Below are 18,959 nucleotides of genomic sequence, written 5' to 3'. Positions count from 1 at the left end.
AAATAAGTAACTCACTTTAAAGCCATAAAAGTTGCAGGGTTCAATTGTTCAGATTCTATCACGATGGCAGTTAATCCTTTATCTGATTTTGTTTCATGCCATTCGTCCTTCTCCCAAAAAATTGCGTCACCTGTTTGGACTTTAAAATATTGTTCCTGTTCGTTTCTTACATACCCCTCACCATCTAAAATTAAGAGAAGCTGGGGGACTACAGCTTGATGATAGCCTATAATACCGTTTTCTTCTAAATACATACAACCGATACTAGCTGATGCATCGGTGTTGATAATCCGAGACATGATAAATTTTGAGTTAAACTGTGAGATGTTTTTACCATGTACTTTAGAAAATTGATAAAACTTCATTAAATTCCCCCAAAACTTCAATTTATTTTTTTACAGCATGCACGTAATGAATCGTTTCAAAGGCTGTTAAATAATCTTTTCGATTGTCAAAGTAAAGCTCATTAATGTTACTTGGAGATAAATGCTCATAAATAAGTAGTCCTGATTTTTCTAACATCTTTTCCATTTCCTCATAAGTAAAACACGATTTCATTGGTTCACCACTTGCTGCAGCCATTTTTACCATGTTGTCCACTCGATTAGAGAGTCCTTTTTCTTTAAATAAGTTTTCGTCTGCATAATCTATTACTATAGAGCTTCCAGATGGTAAATTGGCAAACAAATGCTCAATCAAGCTTGAAGTTTCCTCTTTCGTTAAATAATAAGAAACACCTAGCAGACTAAAGAAAGTTTTTTTGTTGTCAAAGCCGCTATTTATTAGAGTTTGATGTAAAAACCTTTTTGTGAAGTCCATCGCAACAAAATGTACATTACTAGGAAGTATAAAATGAGCTTCATTTAATCTAGTCTTTTTAAATTGCTGTGTTGCTGGATGATCGATTTCAAAGATTTCCAAAATGTGTCCAAGTTCTGGGTGTCTAAAACTAAAAGTATCTAATCCTGCTCCGAGAATGACATATTGTTGTAAGCCTAGCATTACTTCATTCAGTAAAACTTTTTCACAATATGCTGCACGTGCTAAGGGCGTAGGGGAGAGTTGAATTTGCACAATCCATTTTAATAGTTCTTCCGTATTTCCGTTTAGTTTTTCTGCGATTTCTTTGTTAAAAAACTGTATGCCTTGCACCATATTTGTTTGAATATCATTAAATTCTTTTTCTGTGATTAAATCTTTCGCTAAATAGTCATCAAAAATTTTAGGGGTATCGAATTGGCTATGATAAGCTCTGCTAAAGGCTGAGATTAATGAAGTTAAACTGGATTCACCTTTGTTCATGCAAATACACTCCTTATAAAAAAAATAGGATTCCCCCGGCCAGGAGAATCCTATTATAATAATTTATTCTATAAAAGTAAATTATTGCATAAAATATTTTTTTTGTCAAGTTTTCGGTATTGGGAGCATTGAAATTTGAGTTTCCTCATTCTTAAATTTCCAAAAAAATCTATTCACAAGTTCTACGTAAGTGAAAGTAAATACTAGGGCCACTTAGACTTCAGGGACCCTAGTAATAAGTTTCATAGGTGTAAGGGCTATATTAGTTGAAAGAACCATTTCTTTAAACTAGTCAGATTCAATTCGGATAGCTTGAATGTCTTGGCAATCGACAATAATTGTTGAACCAGGTTCAGTGGTTGGATCTGTGAAAAACGCGCAACAATCTTTTTGATCGAAGTTAATAAATACAACATCTTCAATAATTTGACCCCCCAATAAGAAAAGATCTACATCTGTCTGAACTGGTAATTTCCTTAATTGATTACAAACTTTTTACGCATATTACTATTAACATTTCTATTAATGCTCATGTTCAAACTTCCTTAGTTTATTAAAGAAATAATAGCCTTACACTTGTAATATATGATTGCAAGATGAAGATTGACTGGCAATTTGTCTATGAACAATTAATTAAACAATAAAGGCGTGTAATGACGGAAGTATTAGCAAGGGCATATAAAAAATACCGTAACGGAGGATGCTGTATATCTTCTATTGATTACCTCTTAGTGATCAATATTGATATAGTAGGAAATCATCATTATTTCACATAACCTACTAAATAGTAATTTATTAAAACAGGCGTGTTGATTAGGGAAAAATAGTTTGTTATTAAAGTTTCTTATTATGGAAAATTATGATAAAATTTTATTGTCTGAAAATTATTTAAAGACAATTTTGTTTAGGGGGTATGTATGATGACAAACAAAAATAATGTTAGCGTGATAAATAAAAAGAGGAAAACGTCTAACTAATGATTATATAGCGTTTCCTCAAATTGAAAGGGGAAAATTGTGTGAATCAAGCATTACTTATTATTGATGCTCAACAAGAGTTAATTGACGGTAATCAGGAGGAAAGAGCTGTTTTTAATAAGGAACAGCTTGTTAGGAATATCAATTTAGTCATTGAGAAAGCAAGGGAATCCAATGTTCCGGTTGTGTTTGTAAGGGATCTCGATGTTGCAGAAGGTAAAGATACTGGGTTTGATATTCATAATGGAATTAATGTACCTATAGAAGCAAAGATTTTCGATAAAAAGGCAACAAATTGCTTTCATGGGACAGGGCTTCTAAATCATATACAGTCTCAATCGATTATACATGTTGTTGTGATGGGCTGTTCAACGCAGCACTGTATCGATAGTGCAGTAAGAACCGCGACAATTAATGGTTTAGATGTTACCTTAGTGGGTGATGGGCATTCAACAGTTGACAGTGATGTTTTAAGTGCAGAGCAAATTATCAAGCATCATAACAGAACTCTTCATGGTCATTACAATGTTGACCATTTTTCTGTTGTTAGGAATGCAGAAGAAGACTTATTTCAACCTACACATGATTCGTATCGATAAAAATATCAAAGGGCACTCATATTTGATTACGGGTTCGGCTGATGGGGAGAAAAACACTAAAAGTAATGTGAAAAACAACTTAATTGACACTCATTTTAATAGTAAGTTAGTAGCATAAACGGCAGAAAAAAAGCGCTTAGTAATCTAAGCGTTTTTTTGTGTAATAATTTATTAACCTAATTGAACTAATGTCCCCGTTTGACTGACTAAGGTTATTAAGTATCACCGTAGTATTCTGCAAAATGTAAAAATCCAAATTTCCTTACAAGAAAGTTTTTTAATTCGCCCTGAGTAGCTTTTTCTATTGGAGGATTTGTTAGGGTGTATGCTTTGGCATTTAATTCAGCAAATTTATCTTTATCTATTTCATTATGTTCTTTATCTTCAATAATTCCTGAAGAAATTGCGGCTTTTGGATAACCCATAAAAAATATATGTGTTCTTAATGCCATACTTGGTGTTGAATGCAACAAGATAATTACAACCAAAAAAGAAACAATAATTATAACCTTTTTCTTCAAGTCATCCTCCCCACCAATTGACGTTAATAATCTATAAAATATTTTAACATAAATTTTCCATTACATCGAAAAATTAGGTCTCTTAAAAAAGCTAAACACCTAAGATAAATTATATCTTTTAAATCGAATTTTTTATCAGTAATTCCTAATTGTTGTTCGGACGTTTCCATTGTTCTGTTAGATTTATATGCGAAACAAAAATTGTAATAGGTTCGACGGATTGTGATGGATATTCATACTATTTTATCCAGTTTTGGCACATAGTATATAATTAAAGTAAAAATAAAAAATTTCAAATTAAAAAAGCGCGAGAAATAAACGTTTCTAAAATTGATTTCTCGCGCTTTTTATGTTATCCCAGCCTACTTCAATTTGTATGCTGATTAGCGCATTAAAACTTTACTGTACATTATATTGACTATTGCAAATTACATTCATTGTGTTTAATATATATTAAACACAATGAATATAAAGAGGTGTACGACATGGAAAACACTATATTAAACGATAAGCAGAAGGTATTAATAGAGGATTTTGGAACTTATATAGAATCCTCAGGTGGTGCAAGATCACTTGGCAAGATATGGGGATACTTGTTGATATCAGGTATTCCAAAGTCACTTGATGACATGGTGAACGATTTGCAAATTAGCAAAGGAATGGCATCATTGTCCGTTCGGCAGGGTGTTCAAATCTCTTTATTTCGTAAAGTAGGGATTCCTGGTAGCAAACGAGATTTCTATCAACTGCATTCAGACGCATGGGCATCGACTTTGCATACGAGCATTGCTCAGGGTGTATTGATGGGACAATATTTGAGTAGAGCGAAGGAGTTAGTTCTTGAAGAACAGGCTGTATCAACCATCGATGAGAGTATCGAGTTTTTTGAATTTGTTATTCAACAGACGCAGCAAATTTTAGTTCAGTGGGAAGAGAGAAAGGGTAGTAAGTAGGAGGAATCTTTATGCCAAAAGTTAATGCGAACGGTATCACGATCCATTACGAAATTAAAGGTCAAGGGACGCCCATATTGTTTTTGCATGGGAGTGGAGCATCATGGAAAATGTGGGAGCCTCAATTTGAAGCATTCACTTCACGCTATCAAATGCTTATGCCCGATTATAGAGGACATGGTGAAACGACAAAGGAATTTCCTCATAATAAATACGATCATCATATTATTGTGGAGGATATCAAATGTTTTCTAGATGTACTTGGAATTAGCAAAATTCATGTAGTCGGTGTATCGCAAGGCGGCCAATTGGCTACACTCCTCGCGATAAAATATCCAACATATGTAGATAAGCTTGTAGTCTCTAATAGTTATAGTGAGATGCCCACAATTGCAGCTAACTGGGTACTGACGATATCAAATTTTATATTCAGTCTGCTTCCATACCGTACAATTATAAATCTCATGATGAAATTTTATAAGGACGACGATTATACTCAGCGGATTTTAAGGGAGTCTTTTTCAATTGATAAGAAAATGCTGCTTGCAATGAAAAAAGCACCATTTCCAACCCATACTGATCAATTGCATCGAATAACGTCGCCTACGCTTGTAATGGGTGGTGAAGGAAAAGTTATGACAGGCGTTGATGAAGGGAAAGGATCCCGAACTATTTTTAACCATATTCAACATGCACAACTAGCATTATTCAAAAATGCATTCGATCCATTAAGTACGATGCGCCGAGATATATTTAACGAGATGATTATTGACTTTCTAGAGGATAAACCTTTGAAGCAATATAAGGATGTAGATATTTTCAGTAAATAAAATGGAGATAAAAGGCGGGATAGTATGACCATTTATATCGCACTACTTAGAGGCATTAATGTAGGCGGACACAATAAAATAATCATGGCCGAATTAAGAAGTTCCCTTGAGCAACTAGGATTACAAAATGTGAAGACATATATCCAAAGTGGAAACATCCTTTTTGAATCAAATGAATATGAGGACATTTTGCAAAAGAAAATTCACGATAAAATTAAAGAAGATTTTGGGATATCTAGTGTTGTTGTCATTAGGACAGCAGAAGAATTACAGCAAATTGTTCGTCAATATCCATTTTCAAAGGAAGAGGTTTCAGAAGCGAGTAATTCCTCTAAAGGGGAATGTCTGCATGTTGCTTTGTTACCTGCAGCTCCAACTAAGGTCGATAGTGACAAGTTCTTAACTTTTACAAATGAAAGAGAACTGGGTGTCATAAATGGAAGAGATGTGTATCTTTTATTCTATGACAGCATTCGAAATTCCAAACTTATTAATAATCTAAAAAAGCTTGAGGTTCCAGCAACTGTCCGTAATTGGAAAACGCTCATGAAACTTTCTAATATGGTCGAAGAACTCAAACAATCTAAATAAAGTGATCGACAGTAAATAATTTCATGATCTGTTCAGAATCTGTTGTGAATGATGTGGAAACCTATCAATGTCATGGTGAACAAATGAACACGCATTAACCCAAAAGCCCGGTCAATCACCAATTTTTGTGTGCCTGGCATTTTTTCGTTTTGATAAATTGGGCATTATAAGGTTGTATCTGGTAGCTAAGCAGAGCGGCTTATTAAGATGACCTGTATCTTAATAAGATAAACTTATGTGATTCTAGAAATATTCATCACTTTTCTTTATGTTATATATTTGATAACGTAAAAGAAAGGAGGCGGAAAGATGAAAATTTTTGATGCACACTTTCACATTATTGATTTTGATTTTCCTATTACTGAAAATCAAGGATATGTACCACCGAGTTATGTTGTAGAAGATTACCAAAAAGACACAGCGACTTATACTATTGGAGGGGGTGCTATTGTATCTGGTTCTTTCCAAGGTTTTGACCAAAATTATTTAGTGAATGCTTTAGAGAAAATGGGTTCGGCATTTTGTGGTGTTACGCAACTACCATTTTCGGTGACCGATGATGAGATTATTGATTTACATAAAAAAGGAGTACGCGCACTACGATTCAATGTGAAGCGTGGGGGCTCCGAAGATTTATCGAAGCTCGATTACTTTGCGAGACGAGTTCATGATTTAGCTGGTTGGCATAGTGAACTCTATATAGACGCAAAAGACTTGCCTGACATTGCCCCAACGATTGAAAAATTACCAGCTATTTCGATTGATCATTTAGGGCTCTCCGAGGAAGGCTTACCTCATTTGTTGAAGCTCGTAGAAAAAGGTGTACGAGTAAAGGCGACAGGTTTTGGTCGTGTGGAACTTGATGTAGAAAATGCTTTGAAATCCATTTGTGCTACCAATCCTGAAGCGTTAATCTTCGGTACAGACTTGCCATCCACACGAGCAAAAAGACCTTTTGCTTATGCAGATGTTGAACTGATTCAAGAATTGTTTGATGCAATGGCTGCGGAAAAAATTCTTTATCAAAACGCGATGAATTTTTATTTCAAGTAATTAAGATAGATGAAACAAATGAAATCGTAGAAATTGCTAACTGCCTTTCACATGATTGTGGAGGGTTTTTATTATGCGTTATGAGAGTAATCGAGAAGGGAAACAGTACGTCATCTCTATACAAAATGTTTTAAACTCTCCGAACAAATTCAGAAGAGAAAATAACAAAATGGTATGATTTCAATAAAAATGGCTTCTACGAAAAATAATATACTTGCCTGGCTGGCTGATGTTCAGTTGGGCTCTTTGCTTTTTATAAAAAATGGCTCTTATATTCTGCATTTAGAAAAATAGTTGTTGGGGGTTAAGAAATGATAGGAACCTGTTTGTAAATTTTTTGATGGGCAATTTAGTCACTTAACCATATAATGTGTAAGAGGCGTTTAAAAATAGTCTTAGTCCGTAGTTCTAAGATTACGCAATTGATTCTTAAAGTGTAGGAGTGTTATTTTGAAATGTTTATAGTGGCAATAGTGATTACTTTAATTTTCGGCAGTATTTCTTATATGCTGTTGAAGCATCCTGAGGGTGCAATACAGATGAGTTCCTTTTCAGATAAATTCAAAAAGAAACCATTTTTAAAGACGTACATAAAGTTTATGGGTTGGTGGTTTTTATTACTTGTGATAGCAGCGTGGATTGTTGCAATCATCTCCTTATTCGAATAGCTTCGTACATACGCTACAGCTTAGCATTGGTTATGCCCTTCTATGGCTGGTTCGTCATAGGAGGGCATAACTATAGAAAAAACACAATTAAATGTATAGTTATTTTTTATTATCAAACTCATATTGGAATACACACATGCGATAGGCGTCTCGATATTTGCCTTCCGTAAAAAATTCTTCTTGAAGTTCTCCCTCGATATGAAATCCTGCTTTTTTGTAAACGTAAATAGCTTTTTCGTTTTCCTTATCAACAATTAAATATAATTTGTGTAGGTTTAAAATATGAAAGGCGTATTTCATTGCCAAAGTAGTAGCAGTATAGGCATATCCTTTTCCTTGGCAATTAGGATCAATAATAATTTGAAATTCTGCATTGCGGTGGATCAGGTCAATTTCAACTAATTCCACTAATCCAAGAATTTCATTTTCTTTTTCAAGTATAAAACGTCTTTCACTTTGTTTGTGGATATGCTTTTCAAATAGGTCTTGGAGTTCTACAAAAGATTCATACGGTTCTTCAAACCAATAGGACATGATTCTAGAATCATTATTTAATTTATGAACATACTTTAAATCTTCTCTTTCTAACGGTCTTAACTTAATACTTTCTCCCATAATCAATGATCCTCCTAAAATTATAAAGTTGTATGTTTTACATACAATCAATTATGTCCGTTTCACACTTTAAGCTATATGGTAACTATATAGTCAAGGGGCAAAAAAATTACAAGTGTTAATTTTTTTTAGCATATCATTTTGGTTTCTTATGTGTAAAGATTTAGAATACATAGTAAATAACAATAAAAGTATAGGGGGTATTTATGAAGACATTCATATATATGGTTCGACACGGTGATTCGCCAAAATATGGGGACGAAAGAACAAGAGAATTAACTGAAAAAGGAAGATTAGACGCTCATCTAATAACTGACATATTACAAGAAGAGGGGATTGACACTGTGATCTCAAGCCCGTATCGTCGTTCAATCCTAACTGTTCAGAAAGTAGCTGAGCAAATTGAAAAAGAAGTAATTGTCTTTGAAGACCTAAAAGAGAGAATCTTTAATGCTGAAGACACGCGGATGTCTGACAAGGAATTATTTCCTTTAATACAAAAGTCATTTTTAGATTCAAACTTTGCTTTAAAGGGAGGAGAGTCCAATGCTGATTGCCAGAAACGAGCTATAACAGTTTTGAAAGATATATTAAACATATATCAAGGACAGAGAGTAGTGATTGGCACGCATGGGGCTGTTATGACTTTGATGATGGGGTATTATGACAGTAAGTACGATTTGAACTTTTTACTTCAAACAACAAAACCGGACATATACAGAATGGAATTCGATGGGCAAGAATTGGTGGAGGTCAAAAGATTGTGGGAAATTTCTTAGTTTTACATACATAAGTCAGTGTAGTAGTGGAATTTGAATTAATGGCCCTTTATGGTGCAATTTATGCGAAAAGAAGGTAGATTAATGTTATGTTTTTAGGATTTGAATGGTTACCTAAAAAATGGGGAAAAAGAAAAGTATCAGAAGAGTTTCATCAAGCAAAATTTACTGAAGAAGGTAAAGGGATTACGATTATTACGTATGCTATAGATTTATATGTACTATCTATTCCTTTAGTCGTAAAAAAATATAATTCACTTTAACAAAACGCTTAGCAAGAGGCTTTACATTGAAGGACTTACAGCATGGTAACATAAAGACTAATCGTTTGATAAAGACATATATTACGTATCGTCTAAACAAAAGACTAGGTACTCATTAATATGAGTACCTAGTCTTTTTAAGTGTCACCCAACAGGAAGCTCTACTTTAAATCCTGGTTGATTTTTAGCGTGGTTTGGATTTATGAATACAGAACGGTCATTCTTTAGTACAATAACTTCAAAGAATGGTTTGAATCTTTCTTCAGAAATTCCGAAAGCGTTTAAGAATTTGCCGAATAATTGTTGTTCTTCAATTTCAGCTTCGCCATCAGCAAATGAAGAATCAATAATATTAACTAAAATACACATTTTTTGAGCATCCGTTAAGACTGGTGAAGCTTCACTTAAAAATTGTTCTACAGAATTAGTTCGCACATATTTTATAGCTTTGTCCATTAAATCACCATTATTACCACCGATATATACAGAGTTACCTTTTTTCGCCCCACCGATAACTGCTAATAATTGACCTAACTCCTCGTTATCGTATTCTCCATCTGCACCCATCATATAAAGTAAAGATGTTGCGAATGCGAAGTGAGGGTTCATACCTTGTTCGTTGTGTTCTTTGTCACCTTTAAACATATCAAATAATCCCATAATAAAAGCCTCCTATGATTTTAAAGAAATTTATAAAAAATTACATCGTTTTATACAAAAATGTAATAGTTTATCATTTTTTTAGGTGTGTTTATTAACCATTTTTATACATCCTAATTAATTAAAAGGCTCTGATTTCCGCTCCGGGCTACTCGCTTTCCTGCGGGCGAGCGTCGAGCCGCTTCCTCCGCTGCGCTCCGTGCAGGGTCTCGTCTGTCTCGCTTTCCCGCGGGAGTCGAGTAGCCCTGCGCTACAATCAGTTAAAAATGGATTATATTAGCAAAATAGCAACGAAAAATCCTTTTATCGCTTAATAATAATCCTTTTTTTTCCTAATCAACACGCCTGTCATTTTATAATAGTATTTTTATGTACTAAAATAACCCCTTAAATCTTACAAAATACGATCCCATTAGTATGAACTTGCTTATTAGAACGTGAAAGAATTCCGATTGGTAATAACCAAGTAATTATTCCAAGTACAGGGCGTCCAAGATTAAGCAAACCGAACATATTCATTTTCCCTTTATATATTAAAGAACGAAAAGAATTGGAAAAGGTTTCTGCATCACTATTGCTAAATAACGTTGTTAGTATTCAATATTATTTAGTTTTGTAGGTATCAAATAAAAAAAATGTAAAAGCGGCTGGGACATAAGTACATTTTAAAAGCAAAATTCAAAAAAATCACATCAGAAAAGCGCGAGAAATCAACGTTTCTAAAATTGATTTCTCGCGCCTTTTTAGTTGGTAGTCAAACAGTTAGTAATAGTTTCGCGGTATGCGAGAGGTTAGAAAGCTTGTTATAGATAATCTCCAATTAGTACATTACTTATCTAGCTTATCAGCTATACGTTTTAGAATTTCAGTTTGTTCATTTTGTATGTTAATAATTTTAAATACAAACCAAACTATAAATACTAATGGTGCAAGATAGAAAAGTAATAGAAATAAAATAGGTATAAAACCGAGTAATAGTTCCATAATTGTATAAAAACCTCCTTATTGGATTATTATACCTTAATATTTGTGGTTTAGATGTTAACTTTAGACTGGTGGTTGATTATTTCTAGTATTTGTGGATTTTGTGAATAAGTCTGTGAATAAGTTCAGAATATTGTGATTACAGAGGGCGCAATGGAGTAGAAGCATCGTAAGAGTAGAAAAAATAAAGGCTATATTGTAAAGCTGAATATGCTCCAGACTCTCAATATTACTGCACAATATGAGAATTTTAAAGAGTATTCATATTTAAAAAAATGTAAAAAAAAGCGCCAATTAACTGGCACTTAAGATTTTCCTTTAATATCGTTTTCTTTTGTTTCAAAGCATAGATTTACTGTTCTTCTAGTTGAACGTGTTCTATGTTGGGTGAAAACTGGTACTTTAAATATTTCACCTAGAAGTAAAGAAATAGATTCGTTATTTTCTAGATCAATAAATAACTCTCCTTCAAGAACCATAAATAATTCATCTGTATCATGTTCATACCAATGATACTCACCGTCTATAACGGCTATTCTTACAACATGATCATTTACTTCAGAGACTATAAAATTTGTATACTCTGAGATATCAGAAACTGTTTGCAGTAGATTCTTTTTTCAAGTATTGGATTCATTTAATTAACTAACTAATACCAATAATGTCTATTATTGGTATTTTGCAAGGTAAGTATTAGTAGATCAAATTTAGAAAAATGGTTTGAATGGTAGATAGGTGAAGTTATGTTATGGAAAAACAATCTACTTTTTTTAGATTTTGACATTCTTAATTTCTATTGATAAAATATTATCTTTATTAGTATATAGTACCAATAAATTATCTTTTCTAAAATAAAGTTGAGGGGGAGAATAATGAAAAAATTATTTATTGTGTTCCTAGCAGCATTTGTATTTGCGGTAGTAAATCCAACAAAATCAGAAGCGAAAGTGATGTATGATGGAGCAGAGATTGTCAAAGGGCAAACAGGGAAAATGACGTTTTCAAAAGATGTGAAAGTGTACAAGAAAAACGACAATGGACAGTTTGAATCGATGTTAGTCAAAAAGGGAAACTACTTCCGCGTATATAATATCGAAAAATACAATGGGCAAACGTATTATTGGATGAGCTCTGGTTATCGTGTACAAGCAACGGATTTAACAGTATTTACGGCGATTCCTTTTGAACAGCGTGTACAATTTTATGATAATCCTGCATATATGTGGATCAATAGAGACAAACCGTTTTACTCATTTTATATTGAACATGACAGTTTAGGGACGCATGCACATTCCTATTACACGTATTTAAACTTATGGGGAAATTTCAAAATTGAACAAGGAGAGCTTGTCAATACTTATGATCTTAGTTTTGTAGGTGGCGGTATTGAAAGAAAAAAAATTGATCCAACAGACATTCAAATAATAGAACCTCAACCTGTTAATAAGGATACATTATTTATTGTAACAAAGGATACAGTGCAGCATATAAAACCATATTTAATTAACAATAATGATTATTATCAAAGAATTGCTGGTCAATTGAAAGCAGGAACTGTTCTAAAAAGTGAAGGCTTTAAAATTGGCAACTATTACGCAGTGAATTTAACTGAATCACAACCAGAATTTTACACCAGAACATTTTTCATACCTCAAAGCTATGTAATTGAAAAAGCTACTTTAGAGAATTAAGGTGCCAATAGTATAGAAGGTTTATTAAAAGAGCTAAGAAAAGATTTTTATGATAAAAAACGTCTTTTAGCTAAGAAAAACATCGAGGTTGTGAAGTGGGTTAAAGTTGATGAATATTTCAGTGATGTAGTTATTAAAACTGCTGGAGAAGATGAAGTGTTACGTTTTGCAAAGTAAGCTCTAAAAACGAATGGAGAAGAATTAATTAGTGAATATCTTTATAAATGAAAACCAGGTACTTAAATGAGTACCTGGTTCAGTTTGTAGACAATTTTAAATTTCTTTGAGTTTGTCTACGACATTCTCATAATAAAATCAATCATGCTCGTAATATCATCTGATATAACTAATAAAAACACTAAGACACTAGTGACGATTGCATATTTTTTTGCTTTTGTATCAGCCTTATTGAAGGTAACAATAATTGTCTGCAAGCTAAAAAAAACAACTAATGACCATAAGAGTGGTTCAATGATTAAACCAAATAAACCTTCTATTGTCACTAAAATAACCTTCTTTCGTTAGTTAAGGTAATTAAAATGAAGAATCAACCCAGTAAGTGTCATCCTTTACTCTTAAATATACATAATCTGTGAAGATATTTCCATCTTTTTCATATATTACCTGTTCTTTTATTCCACCATATGCTGAATAATCTAATGTTTCCGTGTCACGAAATACACCTTGATTCTAGAAAATTCCATTCATAAGCATCTTCAGTTGTCTGGTGAACTATAGAGATTTGTCATAACCCCTATTACGCAACTATATCCTGAACCGTTACTCCAACTCCCTCCAAGTGGTACTACTAGACAAAGGTGTTATTAAATCAGTATCACTATTGATTGGCGGTTCAATTACATTGCCTTCCTCATCATAAAAAGTAGCTTTACTGAAATCAACTCCAGTTACTGAACCATCTGAATATGTCGTGATATGAGAATAGGGAGTTGGATGTTCTGTATCCAAACTTCGTTTAATAGGGTTGATCATCTCTTTCTCTTCCTTTTCAAAGAAAGCGTTTTGTTCTACAAAACCTTGATTACTAAGAGAATCTATGTGATAAGGGTAGATAGGGACGGACCTATAATACATGAGGAAGAGTCGTATTCAATCGAGACAAAAGAAGCCATGAATAGCTTTATATGAAAAAACCCCCACCCATTATGAACTGCCACCCCCAATCGTTAGACCAAAAATCTAACGATTGGGGTGTTTTTATTTTGAGTGACTTGTGATAAGCTACCGCAATTGTCTGTGAAGAATGATATGCTATTTAACTTCTATTTCAAATACTGTGGCATCATCGAATGAAATAACAGGCTTTTAATGAATTTCGATTTTTCCACCTCCCATTATACCTAAGTGTTGAACATCTTGAACTTTCTTACCACTGGCAACGGCTCCTATACTGTTATCTAAAGCATATGATTACTAAGTTTAGGTTTAGCTGGATGCGGAGAAACAGAAACAGACACTACACAACTCGTACAAGCAGATGCTGAAAAGAACAAGGAACCGAAAAATGCTACCGAGCATTGTAAAAGGGAAGCTAGGACATAAAAAACCTCATCGATGTGATAAGTGCGAATACTGTCGGCTACAAAGAAGTTAGAAAGTACATTCGAAATTGAGTATTTACTAGATTAGGTGGTGCAATTGGATGAATGATGTACAGACCAGAGATTTATTTCCAGCTTGGATTTTCAGAAATGCGGAGGGTAATGATAAGATCAGTCGCTTGTTGCTGGAATGTAAGACTAAACTTGTCATTTCTTGCGCTTACCCGGGAAATTATTTCTTATTTCCTGACCTGAGAAACCACTTTCCATATAGCTTTTGGTAAAGCAGATGCTATACAGCAACTTACTGGATGCGTTGGAGGTATGACGCATGAATACAGTACGCAAGGAAGTTAAAAAACGTAGAGCAAGGCTAATCAATCAGCAGGACCACATAGCTTTCCTTGAGTGCCGAGGATGCCCGAAACGAAAAGCTTATGATCCAACCAAGAAATGTAGAAGATGCAAGACTTATAGGCAACTACGGAGCGTCGGGACTTGTGCAGATTAGTTGTTTGCGTAGGTGGGGTAAGTGATGGTTTGAAAGATTTTGTTCAGTAAAAAAGATGGAATTTCTAATCTATGTATACTACTTATTTAGCTTGTTGGATATATTTCTTAGAATTTCGTTTTGTTCCTCCTGCAAGCTGTTTTGTTTCTCATGTAAGTTGTTTTGTTCTTCCTGCAAGTTAATGAATTTAATCAAAAACCAAATTAAAAATATAAAAAATAATATTACAAGCATTATTCTAATAAAACCCCTTTTTGTGTGATTATACCATAATTATAAAGTGATTGAGAAAGAAGGAAAATGACAAACGTGTCAGAAAGTTATTGTGCAGAAAGTGCGATTAGATGAATCAATATGAAGAATATCCTGAGTGCGGAAATAAACAATTGATTATTGAAGTTGAAGAAGTTTCTAGACCTAGATACTCAGCTAAGACAGGGAAGTTAATAAGTAAGGGTCATTGTTTTCATACGAATTGTTGTCAATATACTGTCGTTGTGGTTGGTTTAGTGAGCCGACAAAATATCATGAGAGTCTTTCAGAAATAATAACAAATAGACCTTAATAGGAAATACTGAACACTTTTTCTAATGTTCAGCAAGTGAAAACAAAAAACCGGCAAAAAAAGGTTGCCGGTTTAGGATCAATCAACTTAATTTGTATTGTTTTCGTAACCATTATTTGCATTACTACCAGAAGCTTGGTATTTGTTAGCTTCTGCTTGTTGGATTTGTTGTCTGACTTGGTTAACATCAGTCTCAGTCCCGAATTCTTCGTTCATTGAGTTCATTGCATTCGGAGTTGCAAATCGACCAGAAGCTTGATTTTTGTTAGCTTCTGCTTGTTGGATTTGTTGTTTGATTTGGTTAACGTATTGGTTGTTGTTATTATTTGGCATGGATTTCACCTCCCGAATTTAGTCTGTTCAGAAGATGTTTTATTATCCGTAGATTTTTTTTGATTTGAAAAAAACAAACTATATTTAATAACCAAAAATCCCTAGATATTCACAGAATAAAATATGGCCATGTTGCTCACGATAAGCTGAATATTTTCTAAAGGGGATGGATTGAATGTTCAATCGTTTATCAGCACATAATGGCGTATTTAGATTACCACCAATACAGCGGAAAAACGACACAGAGTTAGATATTGCTATTGCTGATCTTGAAGCAAGAGGGTTTCGTTTAGTAAGGCGTGGTACTCAAAACGAACGATTAAAAATGCTTAATCGATATAAATGTGATACAACATGCAATAAAGTCTGGGCTGTTATGGAAAAACTTATGTTTTGAACGTTTGAGAAAAGTTAGTTAAAAAATAAAAAAGCAACAGCGGAGGAAGAAGTTGTTGCTTTTAATCAAGAGAAAACTTCATGACAATATTAATTTTGTACACAGTTTGTTTATAAAAGCCGCAGCGTCATCACACGCTACAGCATGAAGATTAACTGAACAAAATGTGGAAAATAACAATAGTGGAGGGATAGCAAAATGCAATTACAGTTTAGGAGCGATGTAAAAGCAGCTATACCGAAACTAATGTATGTAAAGGGATTTTAAAACATTACAACTATACATATGTGTAGAAGGATGACATAAAAGAGCAATTAATAAAAAGAAATGGCTAAAATAATATTACTACTGACAGTCCTATAAATTGTTTAAATTTCTTAACCTCATGGATAAACTAATAAAAATTTTAACTGAGGTGATAGGGTTGGCCATTTCCAATATGTACGAGGAGAAAAATCATAAACACGAAAACCGTTTTCAGTATAGAGAACGTAATATGTGGACGGGCTTATTATTTGGTTTTGGCGTAGTAGCATTTATAGACGAGGTAATTTTTCATCAATTATTACATTGGCACCATTTCTATGATAAATCCACTGCTAATATTGGACTAGTCTCAGATGGATTATTTCATGCATTTAGCTTTTTTGCCACGATTGGCTCTTCTTTTTTACTTGCTGATCTTCATCGAAAACATGGATTTTGGTTAAAAAGATGGCTTGGAGGTATTTTTCTTGGGGCAGGAGCGTTTCAACTATACGATGGTATCATTCAACACAAGTTCATGAGGTTACATCAAATCCGTTACAACGTCGATATTTTTCCCTATGATTTAGTTTGGAACGTTTTAGCAGCAATTTTAATTGTTATTGGTATTGTTTTACTAATACAAACTAATCAACAAAAGCGTTAGGAGGATTCAACCTTGCATTCACATGAAACTCACACCCAAAATATCTCCATTATCGTACAGCTGATATTAGTTTTGCCATTTTTGATTTCTTTTATCTCTTATATCGTTGCAGTCATTCTTTCAAATCAGCATAAAAAACAATGGCCATATTTTCGTACTTTTTTTTGGACTCTTGGGCATATATGTGCCGTCGTAACATTAATTGGTCCATTAGCAGAGCTTTCACATGTTAATTTTTCAGCACATATGATTGGTCATCTATTGCTTGGAATGCTAGCACCGATCCTTATCGCGCTAGCAGCTCCAATTACTCTACTCTTAAGATCTACCCCGGTGGAAATGGCTCGTCGTATTTCCTGCATACTACGGAATTCTTACTTTAGTTTTGTACGCAATCCAATCATAGCGTCTATTCTGAATGTAGGTGGTTTATGGTTGCTTTATACTACACCACTCTTTAATATGATGCACGAAAGCTCACTTTTATTTATTTTGATTCACATTCATATTTTTTTAGCAGGTTATTTGTTTACCATTGCCTTTATATATATCGATCCAACTCCACATCAACTATCTTACGTCTTTCGATCAATCGTTTTATTAGTAGCTTTAACGGCTCATTCGATATTGTCCAAACATATTTATGCTCATCCTCCTAATCATGTACCCGCAGAACAAGCAGAACTGGGTGCTATGATTATGTATTATGGAGGAGATGCGATTGAAATCGGACTCGTTTACTTACTATTTTACCAATGGTTTAAAAGGACAAGAAGTTCTATTTTTACAAAGGACATTTCATCAGATAAATACTTTCTTAATTAAGCACCTTAGGTATTTCTAGACTACCTCAATTCTAAATCAAAAAAATTTCCCCAGCTTTAAACTGGGGAGAGACGGTTTGTCAGGCGTAATGAAAATTATTTTTCTGGATAATCAACATGTAATGGAGGTGGAACTAACCAACCCTTAGTTTTATTAAGACGTAAAAGTTTCGCACCAAGTTGAGCTTTTGCCATATGGAATTGTCCATACATTAATGCAATATCTTCTCGAGTAGAAGTGCCCATTGCTTGACTGCATGCAACTAAGCCAGCAGCTAAGTCTGCTGTAAGTGCAGCACTTATTTCTGGATCATTAAACTTTGCGCCTGGAGGGATATCCTCAATTCTTGCAACAGGTCGTTCAGGTGGAGCAGGTGGTAAACCAATACCGTTAGTCTTTAGAATTTTCTCTAATTGTTTTACTTCTTCTCTACAAACGTCGATGATATCTTCAATGATTTTTCTTAAATCTTCATCACCAGAGTGATTATAAAATGTTTGATATCCAGCAATCATTCCATAGTCTGCAACTAAGCTCGACCAAACACTAAACACTTCACCGTAATGTAATGGTTCATCTTTTGGATTTCCACTAAGTATTCCCATACTACACATCCTTTTCTGCTTATTCGTCATTTCAAACAAGGATAGTATGGGTGAAATCTGAAATAAAATTCATAAAAAACATTTTTACTTATTTTTCTACACAATCTTAGGAAAAAAATTAAAAAGGATCATTCCCTAAATCGGAAACGACCAATAATAATTATTAAAGATTTTCTGCTTTGAGGTGAAAAAAGTAGTAAAGTTGTAATTTACTTATTCACTGCCTTAGCATTCAACAACGTCACAGCCTTTAATAAGTATAAATCACTCCCAAACGGACAATTTAAATTTATTGGAGGTGAGTACATTGACTAAAGAAAAGAAAAAGACAGAATTAGAGCAAGAGGAATTTGGTATGGAATTTAGTCCTGAAGAATTAGAAGTAACAGAAGAAAAAGAACAAAAAGAACAACAAGAACAAAAGATAGAACAAATTAATAATAAAGAAAAAAGTAAGAAGAAATAAATGCCACAATCTTAGGATTGTGGTGATTAATAAAAAAGCCATAACGCTGACGTTATAGCTTTTAAGGAAGTGCGAGAACACTATAGACATTCTTATTTTGTACAGATTTTAGTTTATTAATACATTAAAAAAGCTGCAACGTCGTCACACGCTACAGCTCAGAATTGGTTTATGCCCTTTGAGGTTTCTCAAAAGTATTATATCACACCGTAGGAGGGCAAACCTATGAAACAAGGGCAAATCAAAGTAACTAAAGAGAATTTACTTCAGTGGATTGAAAATTATCGATGGATGAT

General features: G+C 33.7%; 24 protein-coding genes. 13 read left to right on the top strand and 11 right to left on the bottom strand.

Annotation, left to right across the window (positions count from 1 at the left end):
* Positions 1–11: 11 nt before the first annotated feature.
* The 3 genes from ACVWXS_RS04485 to ACVWXS_RS04475 form a co-directional block, all read right to left on the bottom strand.
* Positions 12–365 carry a cupin domain-containing protein gene (locus ACVWXS_RS04485; protein ID WP_368635007.1) on the bottom strand — a complete coding sequence of 118 codons (354 nt, stop codon included), beginning with the start codon at positions 363–365 and terminating at the stop codon, positions 12–14.
* 22 nt (positions 366–387) lie between these two features.
* Entirely contained in the window at positions 388–1,302 is a 915-nt protein-coding gene (locus ACVWXS_RS04480; protein WP_456956400.1) for a class I SAM-dependent methyltransferase, read from the bottom strand.
* A 288-nt stretch (positions 1,303–1,590) separates the two neighbouring features.
* Entirely contained in the window at positions 1,591–1,740 is a 150-nt protein-coding gene (locus ACVWXS_RS04475; protein ID WP_374966459.1) for a penicillin-binding protein, read from the bottom strand.
* Between the two features lie 580 nt (positions 1,741–2,320).
* On the opposite strand from ACVWXS_RS04475, the gene ACVWXS_RS04470 reads away from it, so the two are divergent.
* Positions 2,321–2,878 (top strand): isochorismatase family protein, encoded by a 558-nt coding sequence (locus ACVWXS_RS04470; RefSeq protein ID WP_456956398.1) that lies wholly within the window; start codon positions 2,321–2,323, stop codon positions 2,876–2,878.
* Positions 2,879–3,093: 215 nt separating this feature from the next.
* Here ACVWXS_RS04470 and ACVWXS_RS04465 read toward each other — a convergent pair whose 3' ends face one another.
* A complete protein-coding gene (locus tag ACVWXS_RS04465) occupies positions 3,094–3,399 on the bottom strand; it encodes a hypothetical protein (protein WP_456956396.1) in 306 nt (101 codons plus the stop codon).
* A 485-nt stretch (positions 3,400–3,884) separates the two neighbouring features.
* On the opposite strand from ACVWXS_RS04465, the gene ACVWXS_RS04460 reads away from it, so the two are divergent.
* The 5 genes from ACVWXS_RS04460 to ACVWXS_RS04440 all read left to right on the top strand — a co-directional run bounded on the left by ACVWXS_RS04460 (position 3,885) and on the right by ACVWXS_RS04440 (position 7,494).
* A complete protein-coding gene (locus tag ACVWXS_RS04460) occupies positions 3,885–4,352 on the top strand; it encodes a GbsR/MarR family transcriptional regulator (RefSeq protein ID WP_456956394.1) in 468 nt (155 codons plus the stop codon).
* Positions 4,353–4,363: 11 nt separating this feature from the next.
* Positions 4,364–5,182 carry an alpha/beta fold hydrolase gene (locus ACVWXS_RS04455; RefSeq protein ID WP_456956392.1) on the top strand — a complete coding sequence of 273 codons (819 nt, stop codon included), beginning with the start codon at positions 4,364–4,366 and terminating at the stop codon, positions 5,180–5,182.
* 24 nt (positions 5,183–5,206) lie between these two features.
* On the top strand, positions 5,207–5,773 hold the full coding sequence (locus tag ACVWXS_RS04450) for a DUF1697 domain-containing protein (RefSeq protein WP_456956390.1): 567 nt from the start codon (positions 5,207–5,209) through the stop codon (positions 5,771–5,773).
* A gap of 309 nt (positions 5,774–6,082) precedes the next feature.
* Positions 6,083–6,826 (top strand): amidohydrolase family protein, encoded by a 744-nt coding sequence (locus tag ACVWXS_RS04445; RefSeq protein ID WP_456956388.1) that lies wholly within the window; start codon positions 6,083–6,085, stop codon positions 6,824–6,826.
* A 455-nt stretch (positions 6,827–7,281) separates the two neighbouring features.
* Positions 7,282–7,494 (top strand): hypothetical protein, encoded by a 213-nt coding sequence (locus ACVWXS_RS04440; protein ID WP_368635000.1) that lies wholly within the window; start codon positions 7,282–7,284, stop codon positions 7,492–7,494.
* 99 nt (positions 7,495–7,593) lie between these two features.
* Here the strand turns inward: ACVWXS_RS04440 and speG are convergent, their stop codons facing one another.
* Positions 7,594–8,109: a spermidine N1-acetyltransferase gene (speG, locus tag ACVWXS_RS04435; protein ID WP_368634999.1), complete on the bottom strand. Its 516-nt coding sequence runs from the start codon at positions 8,107–8,109 to the stop codon at positions 7,594–7,596.
* 206 nt (positions 8,110–8,315) lie between these two features.
* Between speG and ACVWXS_RS04430 the strand changes: the two genes are divergently transcribed.
* Both ACVWXS_RS04430 and ACVWXS_RS04425 read left to right on the top strand, forming a co-directional pair.
* Positions 8,316–8,888: a histidine phosphatase family protein gene (locus tag ACVWXS_RS04430; RefSeq protein ID WP_456956385.1), complete on the top strand. Its 573-nt coding sequence runs from the start codon at positions 8,316–8,318 to the stop codon at positions 8,886–8,888.
* Positions 8,889–8,977: 89 nt separating this feature from the next.
* Positions 8,978–9,151: a hypothetical protein gene (locus tag ACVWXS_RS04425; RefSeq protein WP_427523400.1), complete on the top strand. Its 174-nt coding sequence runs from the start codon at positions 8,978–8,980 to the stop codon at positions 9,149–9,151.
* Positions 9,152–9,295: 144 nt separating this feature from the next.
* On the opposite strand, the gene ACVWXS_RS04420 is transcribed toward ACVWXS_RS04425, so the two are convergent.
* Together ACVWXS_RS04420 and ACVWXS_RS04415 are read right to left on the bottom strand one after the other, a co-directional pair.
* Positions 9,296–9,811: a tellurite resistance TerB family protein gene (locus ACVWXS_RS04420; protein ID WP_456956382.1), complete on the bottom strand. Its 516-nt coding sequence runs from the start codon at positions 9,809–9,811 to the stop codon at positions 9,296–9,298.
* A gap of 1,289 nt (positions 9,812–11,100) precedes the next feature.
* Positions 11,101–11,403 (bottom strand): cupin domain-containing protein, encoded by a 303-nt coding sequence (locus ACVWXS_RS04415; RefSeq protein WP_456956575.1) that lies wholly within the window; start codon positions 11,401–11,403, stop codon positions 11,101–11,103.
* Between the two features lie 264 nt (positions 11,404–11,667).
* Between ACVWXS_RS04415 and ACVWXS_RS04410 the strand changes: the two genes are divergently transcribed.
* Positions 11,668–12,486, top strand: a complete 819-nt coding sequence (locus tag ACVWXS_RS04410) for a hypothetical protein (RefSeq protein WP_456956380.1) — start codon at positions 11,668–11,670, stop codon at positions 12,484–12,486.
* Between the two features lie 293 nt (positions 12,487–12,779).
* Here ACVWXS_RS04410 and ACVWXS_RS04405 read toward each other — a convergent pair whose 3' ends face one another.
* The 3 genes from ACVWXS_RS04405 to ACVWXS_RS04395 form a co-directional block, all read right to left on the bottom strand.
* Positions 12,780–12,989 carry a hypothetical protein gene (locus ACVWXS_RS04405; RefSeq protein ID WP_374966472.1) on the bottom strand — a complete coding sequence of 70 codons (210 nt, stop codon included), beginning with the start codon at positions 12,987–12,989 and terminating at the stop codon, positions 12,780–12,782.
* Between the two features lie 277 nt (positions 12,990–13,266).
* Positions 13,267–13,479, bottom strand: coding sequence for a hypothetical protein (locus ACVWXS_RS04400; RefSeq protein ID WP_456956378.1), 213 nt, complete (start codon positions 13,477–13,479; stop codon positions 13,267–13,269).
* A gap of 1,732 nt (positions 13,480–15,211) precedes the next feature.
* The gene (locus ACVWXS_RS04395) at positions 15,212–15,457 is read right to left on the bottom strand and encodes a gamma-type small acid-soluble spore protein (protein WP_374966474.1); all 246 of its coding nucleotides are present in this window, start codon (positions 15,455–15,457) and stop codon (positions 15,212–15,214) included.
* 175 nt (positions 15,458–15,632) lie between these two features.
* Between ACVWXS_RS04395 and ACVWXS_RS04390 the strand changes: the two genes are divergently transcribed.
* From ACVWXS_RS04390 to ACVWXS_RS04380, 3 genes are all read left to right on the top strand, one after another.
* Positions 15,633–15,854, top strand: a complete 222-nt coding sequence (locus ACVWXS_RS04390) for a hypothetical protein (RefSeq protein WP_456956376.1) — start codon at positions 15,633–15,635, stop codon at positions 15,852–15,854.
* 439 nt (positions 15,855–16,293) lie between these two features.
* Positions 16,294–16,767, top strand: coding sequence for a DUF2243 domain-containing protein (locus tag ACVWXS_RS04385; protein WP_456956573.1), 474 nt, complete (start codon positions 16,294–16,296; stop codon positions 16,765–16,767).
* 12 nt (positions 16,768–16,779) lie between these two features.
* Entirely contained in the window at positions 16,780–17,592 is an 813-nt protein-coding gene (locus tag ACVWXS_RS04380; protein ID WP_456956374.1) for a cytochrome c oxidase assembly protein, read from the top strand.
* Between the two features lie 95 nt (positions 17,593–17,687).
* Here ACVWXS_RS04380 and ACVWXS_RS04375 read toward each other — a convergent pair whose 3' ends face one another.
* Complete coding sequence (locus ACVWXS_RS04375) at positions 17,688–18,197, bottom strand: DUF3231 family protein (RefSeq protein WP_456956372.1); 510 nt, start codon at positions 18,195–18,197, stop codon at positions 17,688–17,690.
* Positions 18,198–18,504: 307 nt separating this feature from the next.
* Here ACVWXS_RS04375 and ACVWXS_RS04370 point away from each other — a divergent pair, with 307 nt between their 5' ends.
* Positions 18,505–18,663: a hypothetical protein gene (locus tag ACVWXS_RS04370; protein WP_456956370.1), complete on the top strand. Its 159-nt coding sequence runs from the start codon at positions 18,505–18,507 to the stop codon at positions 18,661–18,663.
* The last annotated feature ends 296 nt before the right edge of the window (positions 18,664–18,959 follow it).

This window comes from Lysinibacillus sp. TE18511 (assembly GCF_054062295.1).
Note: the sequence above shows the minus strand (reverse complement) of the source record. Positions and strands in the feature narration are given on the sequence as shown.

Excerpts from the sequence above, each read along its gene's own strand:
- ACVWXS_RS04485 (WP_368635007.1), bottom strand. The coding sequence starts at position 365 with ATGAAGTTTTATCAATTTTCTAAAGTACATGGTAAAAACATCTCACAG.
- ACVWXS_RS04480 (WP_456956400.1), bottom strand. The coding sequence starts at position 1,302 with ATGAACAAAGGTGAATCCAGTTTAACTTCATTAATCTCAGCCTTTAGC.
- ACVWXS_RS04460 (WP_456956394.1), top strand. The coding sequence starts at position 3,885 with ATGGAAAACACTATATTAAACGATAAGCAGAAGGTATTAATAGAGGAT.
- ACVWXS_RS04455 (WP_456956392.1), top strand. The coding sequence starts at position 4,364 with ATGCCAAAAGTTAATGCGAACGGTATCACGATCCATTACGAAATTAAA.
- ACVWXS_RS04450 (WP_456956390.1), top strand. The coding sequence starts at position 5,207 with ATGACCATTTATATCGCACTACTTAGAGGCATTAATGTAGGCGGACAC.
- ACVWXS_RS04445 (WP_456956388.1), top strand. The coding sequence starts at position 6,083 with ATGAAAATTTTTGATGCACACTTTCACATTATTGATTTTGATTTTCCT.
- ACVWXS_RS04440 (WP_368635000.1), top strand. The coding sequence starts at position 7,282 with ATGTTTATAGTGGCAATAGTGATTACTTTAATTTTCGGCAGTATTTCT.
- speG (WP_368634999.1), bottom strand. The coding sequence starts at position 8,109 with ATGGGAGAAAGTATTAAGTTAAGACCGTTAGAAAGAGAAGATTTAAAG.
- ACVWXS_RS04430 (WP_456956385.1), top strand. The coding sequence starts at position 8,316 with ATGAAGACATTCATATATATGGTTCGACACGGTGATTCGCCAAAATAT.
- ACVWXS_RS04425 (WP_427523400.1), top strand. The coding sequence starts at position 8,978 with ATGTTTTTAGGATTTGAATGGTTACCTAAAAAATGGGGAAAAAGAAAA.
- ACVWXS_RS04420 (WP_456956382.1), bottom strand. The coding sequence starts at position 9,811 with ATGGGATTATTTGATATGTTTAAAGGTGACAAAGAACACAACGAACAA.
- ACVWXS_RS04410 (WP_456956380.1), top strand. The coding sequence starts at position 11,668 with ATGAAAAAATTATTTATTGTGTTCCTAGCAGCATTTGTATTTGCGGTA.
- ACVWXS_RS04400 (WP_456956378.1), bottom strand. The coding sequence starts at position 13,479 with ATGATCAACCCTATTAAACGAAGTTTGGATACAGAACATCCAACTCCC.
- ACVWXS_RS04395 (WP_374966474.1), bottom strand. The coding sequence starts at position 15,457 with ATGCCAAATAATAACAACAACCAATACGTTAACCAAATCAAACAACAA.
- ACVWXS_RS04390 (WP_456956376.1), top strand. The coding sequence starts at position 15,633 with ATGTTCAATCGTTTATCAGCACATAATGGCGTATTTAGATTACCACCA.
- ACVWXS_RS04385 (WP_456956573.1), top strand. The coding sequence starts at position 16,294 with ATGTACGAGGAGAAAAATCATAAACACGAAAACCGTTTTCAGTATAGA.
- ACVWXS_RS04375 (WP_456956372.1), bottom strand. The coding sequence starts at position 18,197 with ATGGGAATACTTAGTGGAAATCCAAAAGATGAACCATTACATTACGGT.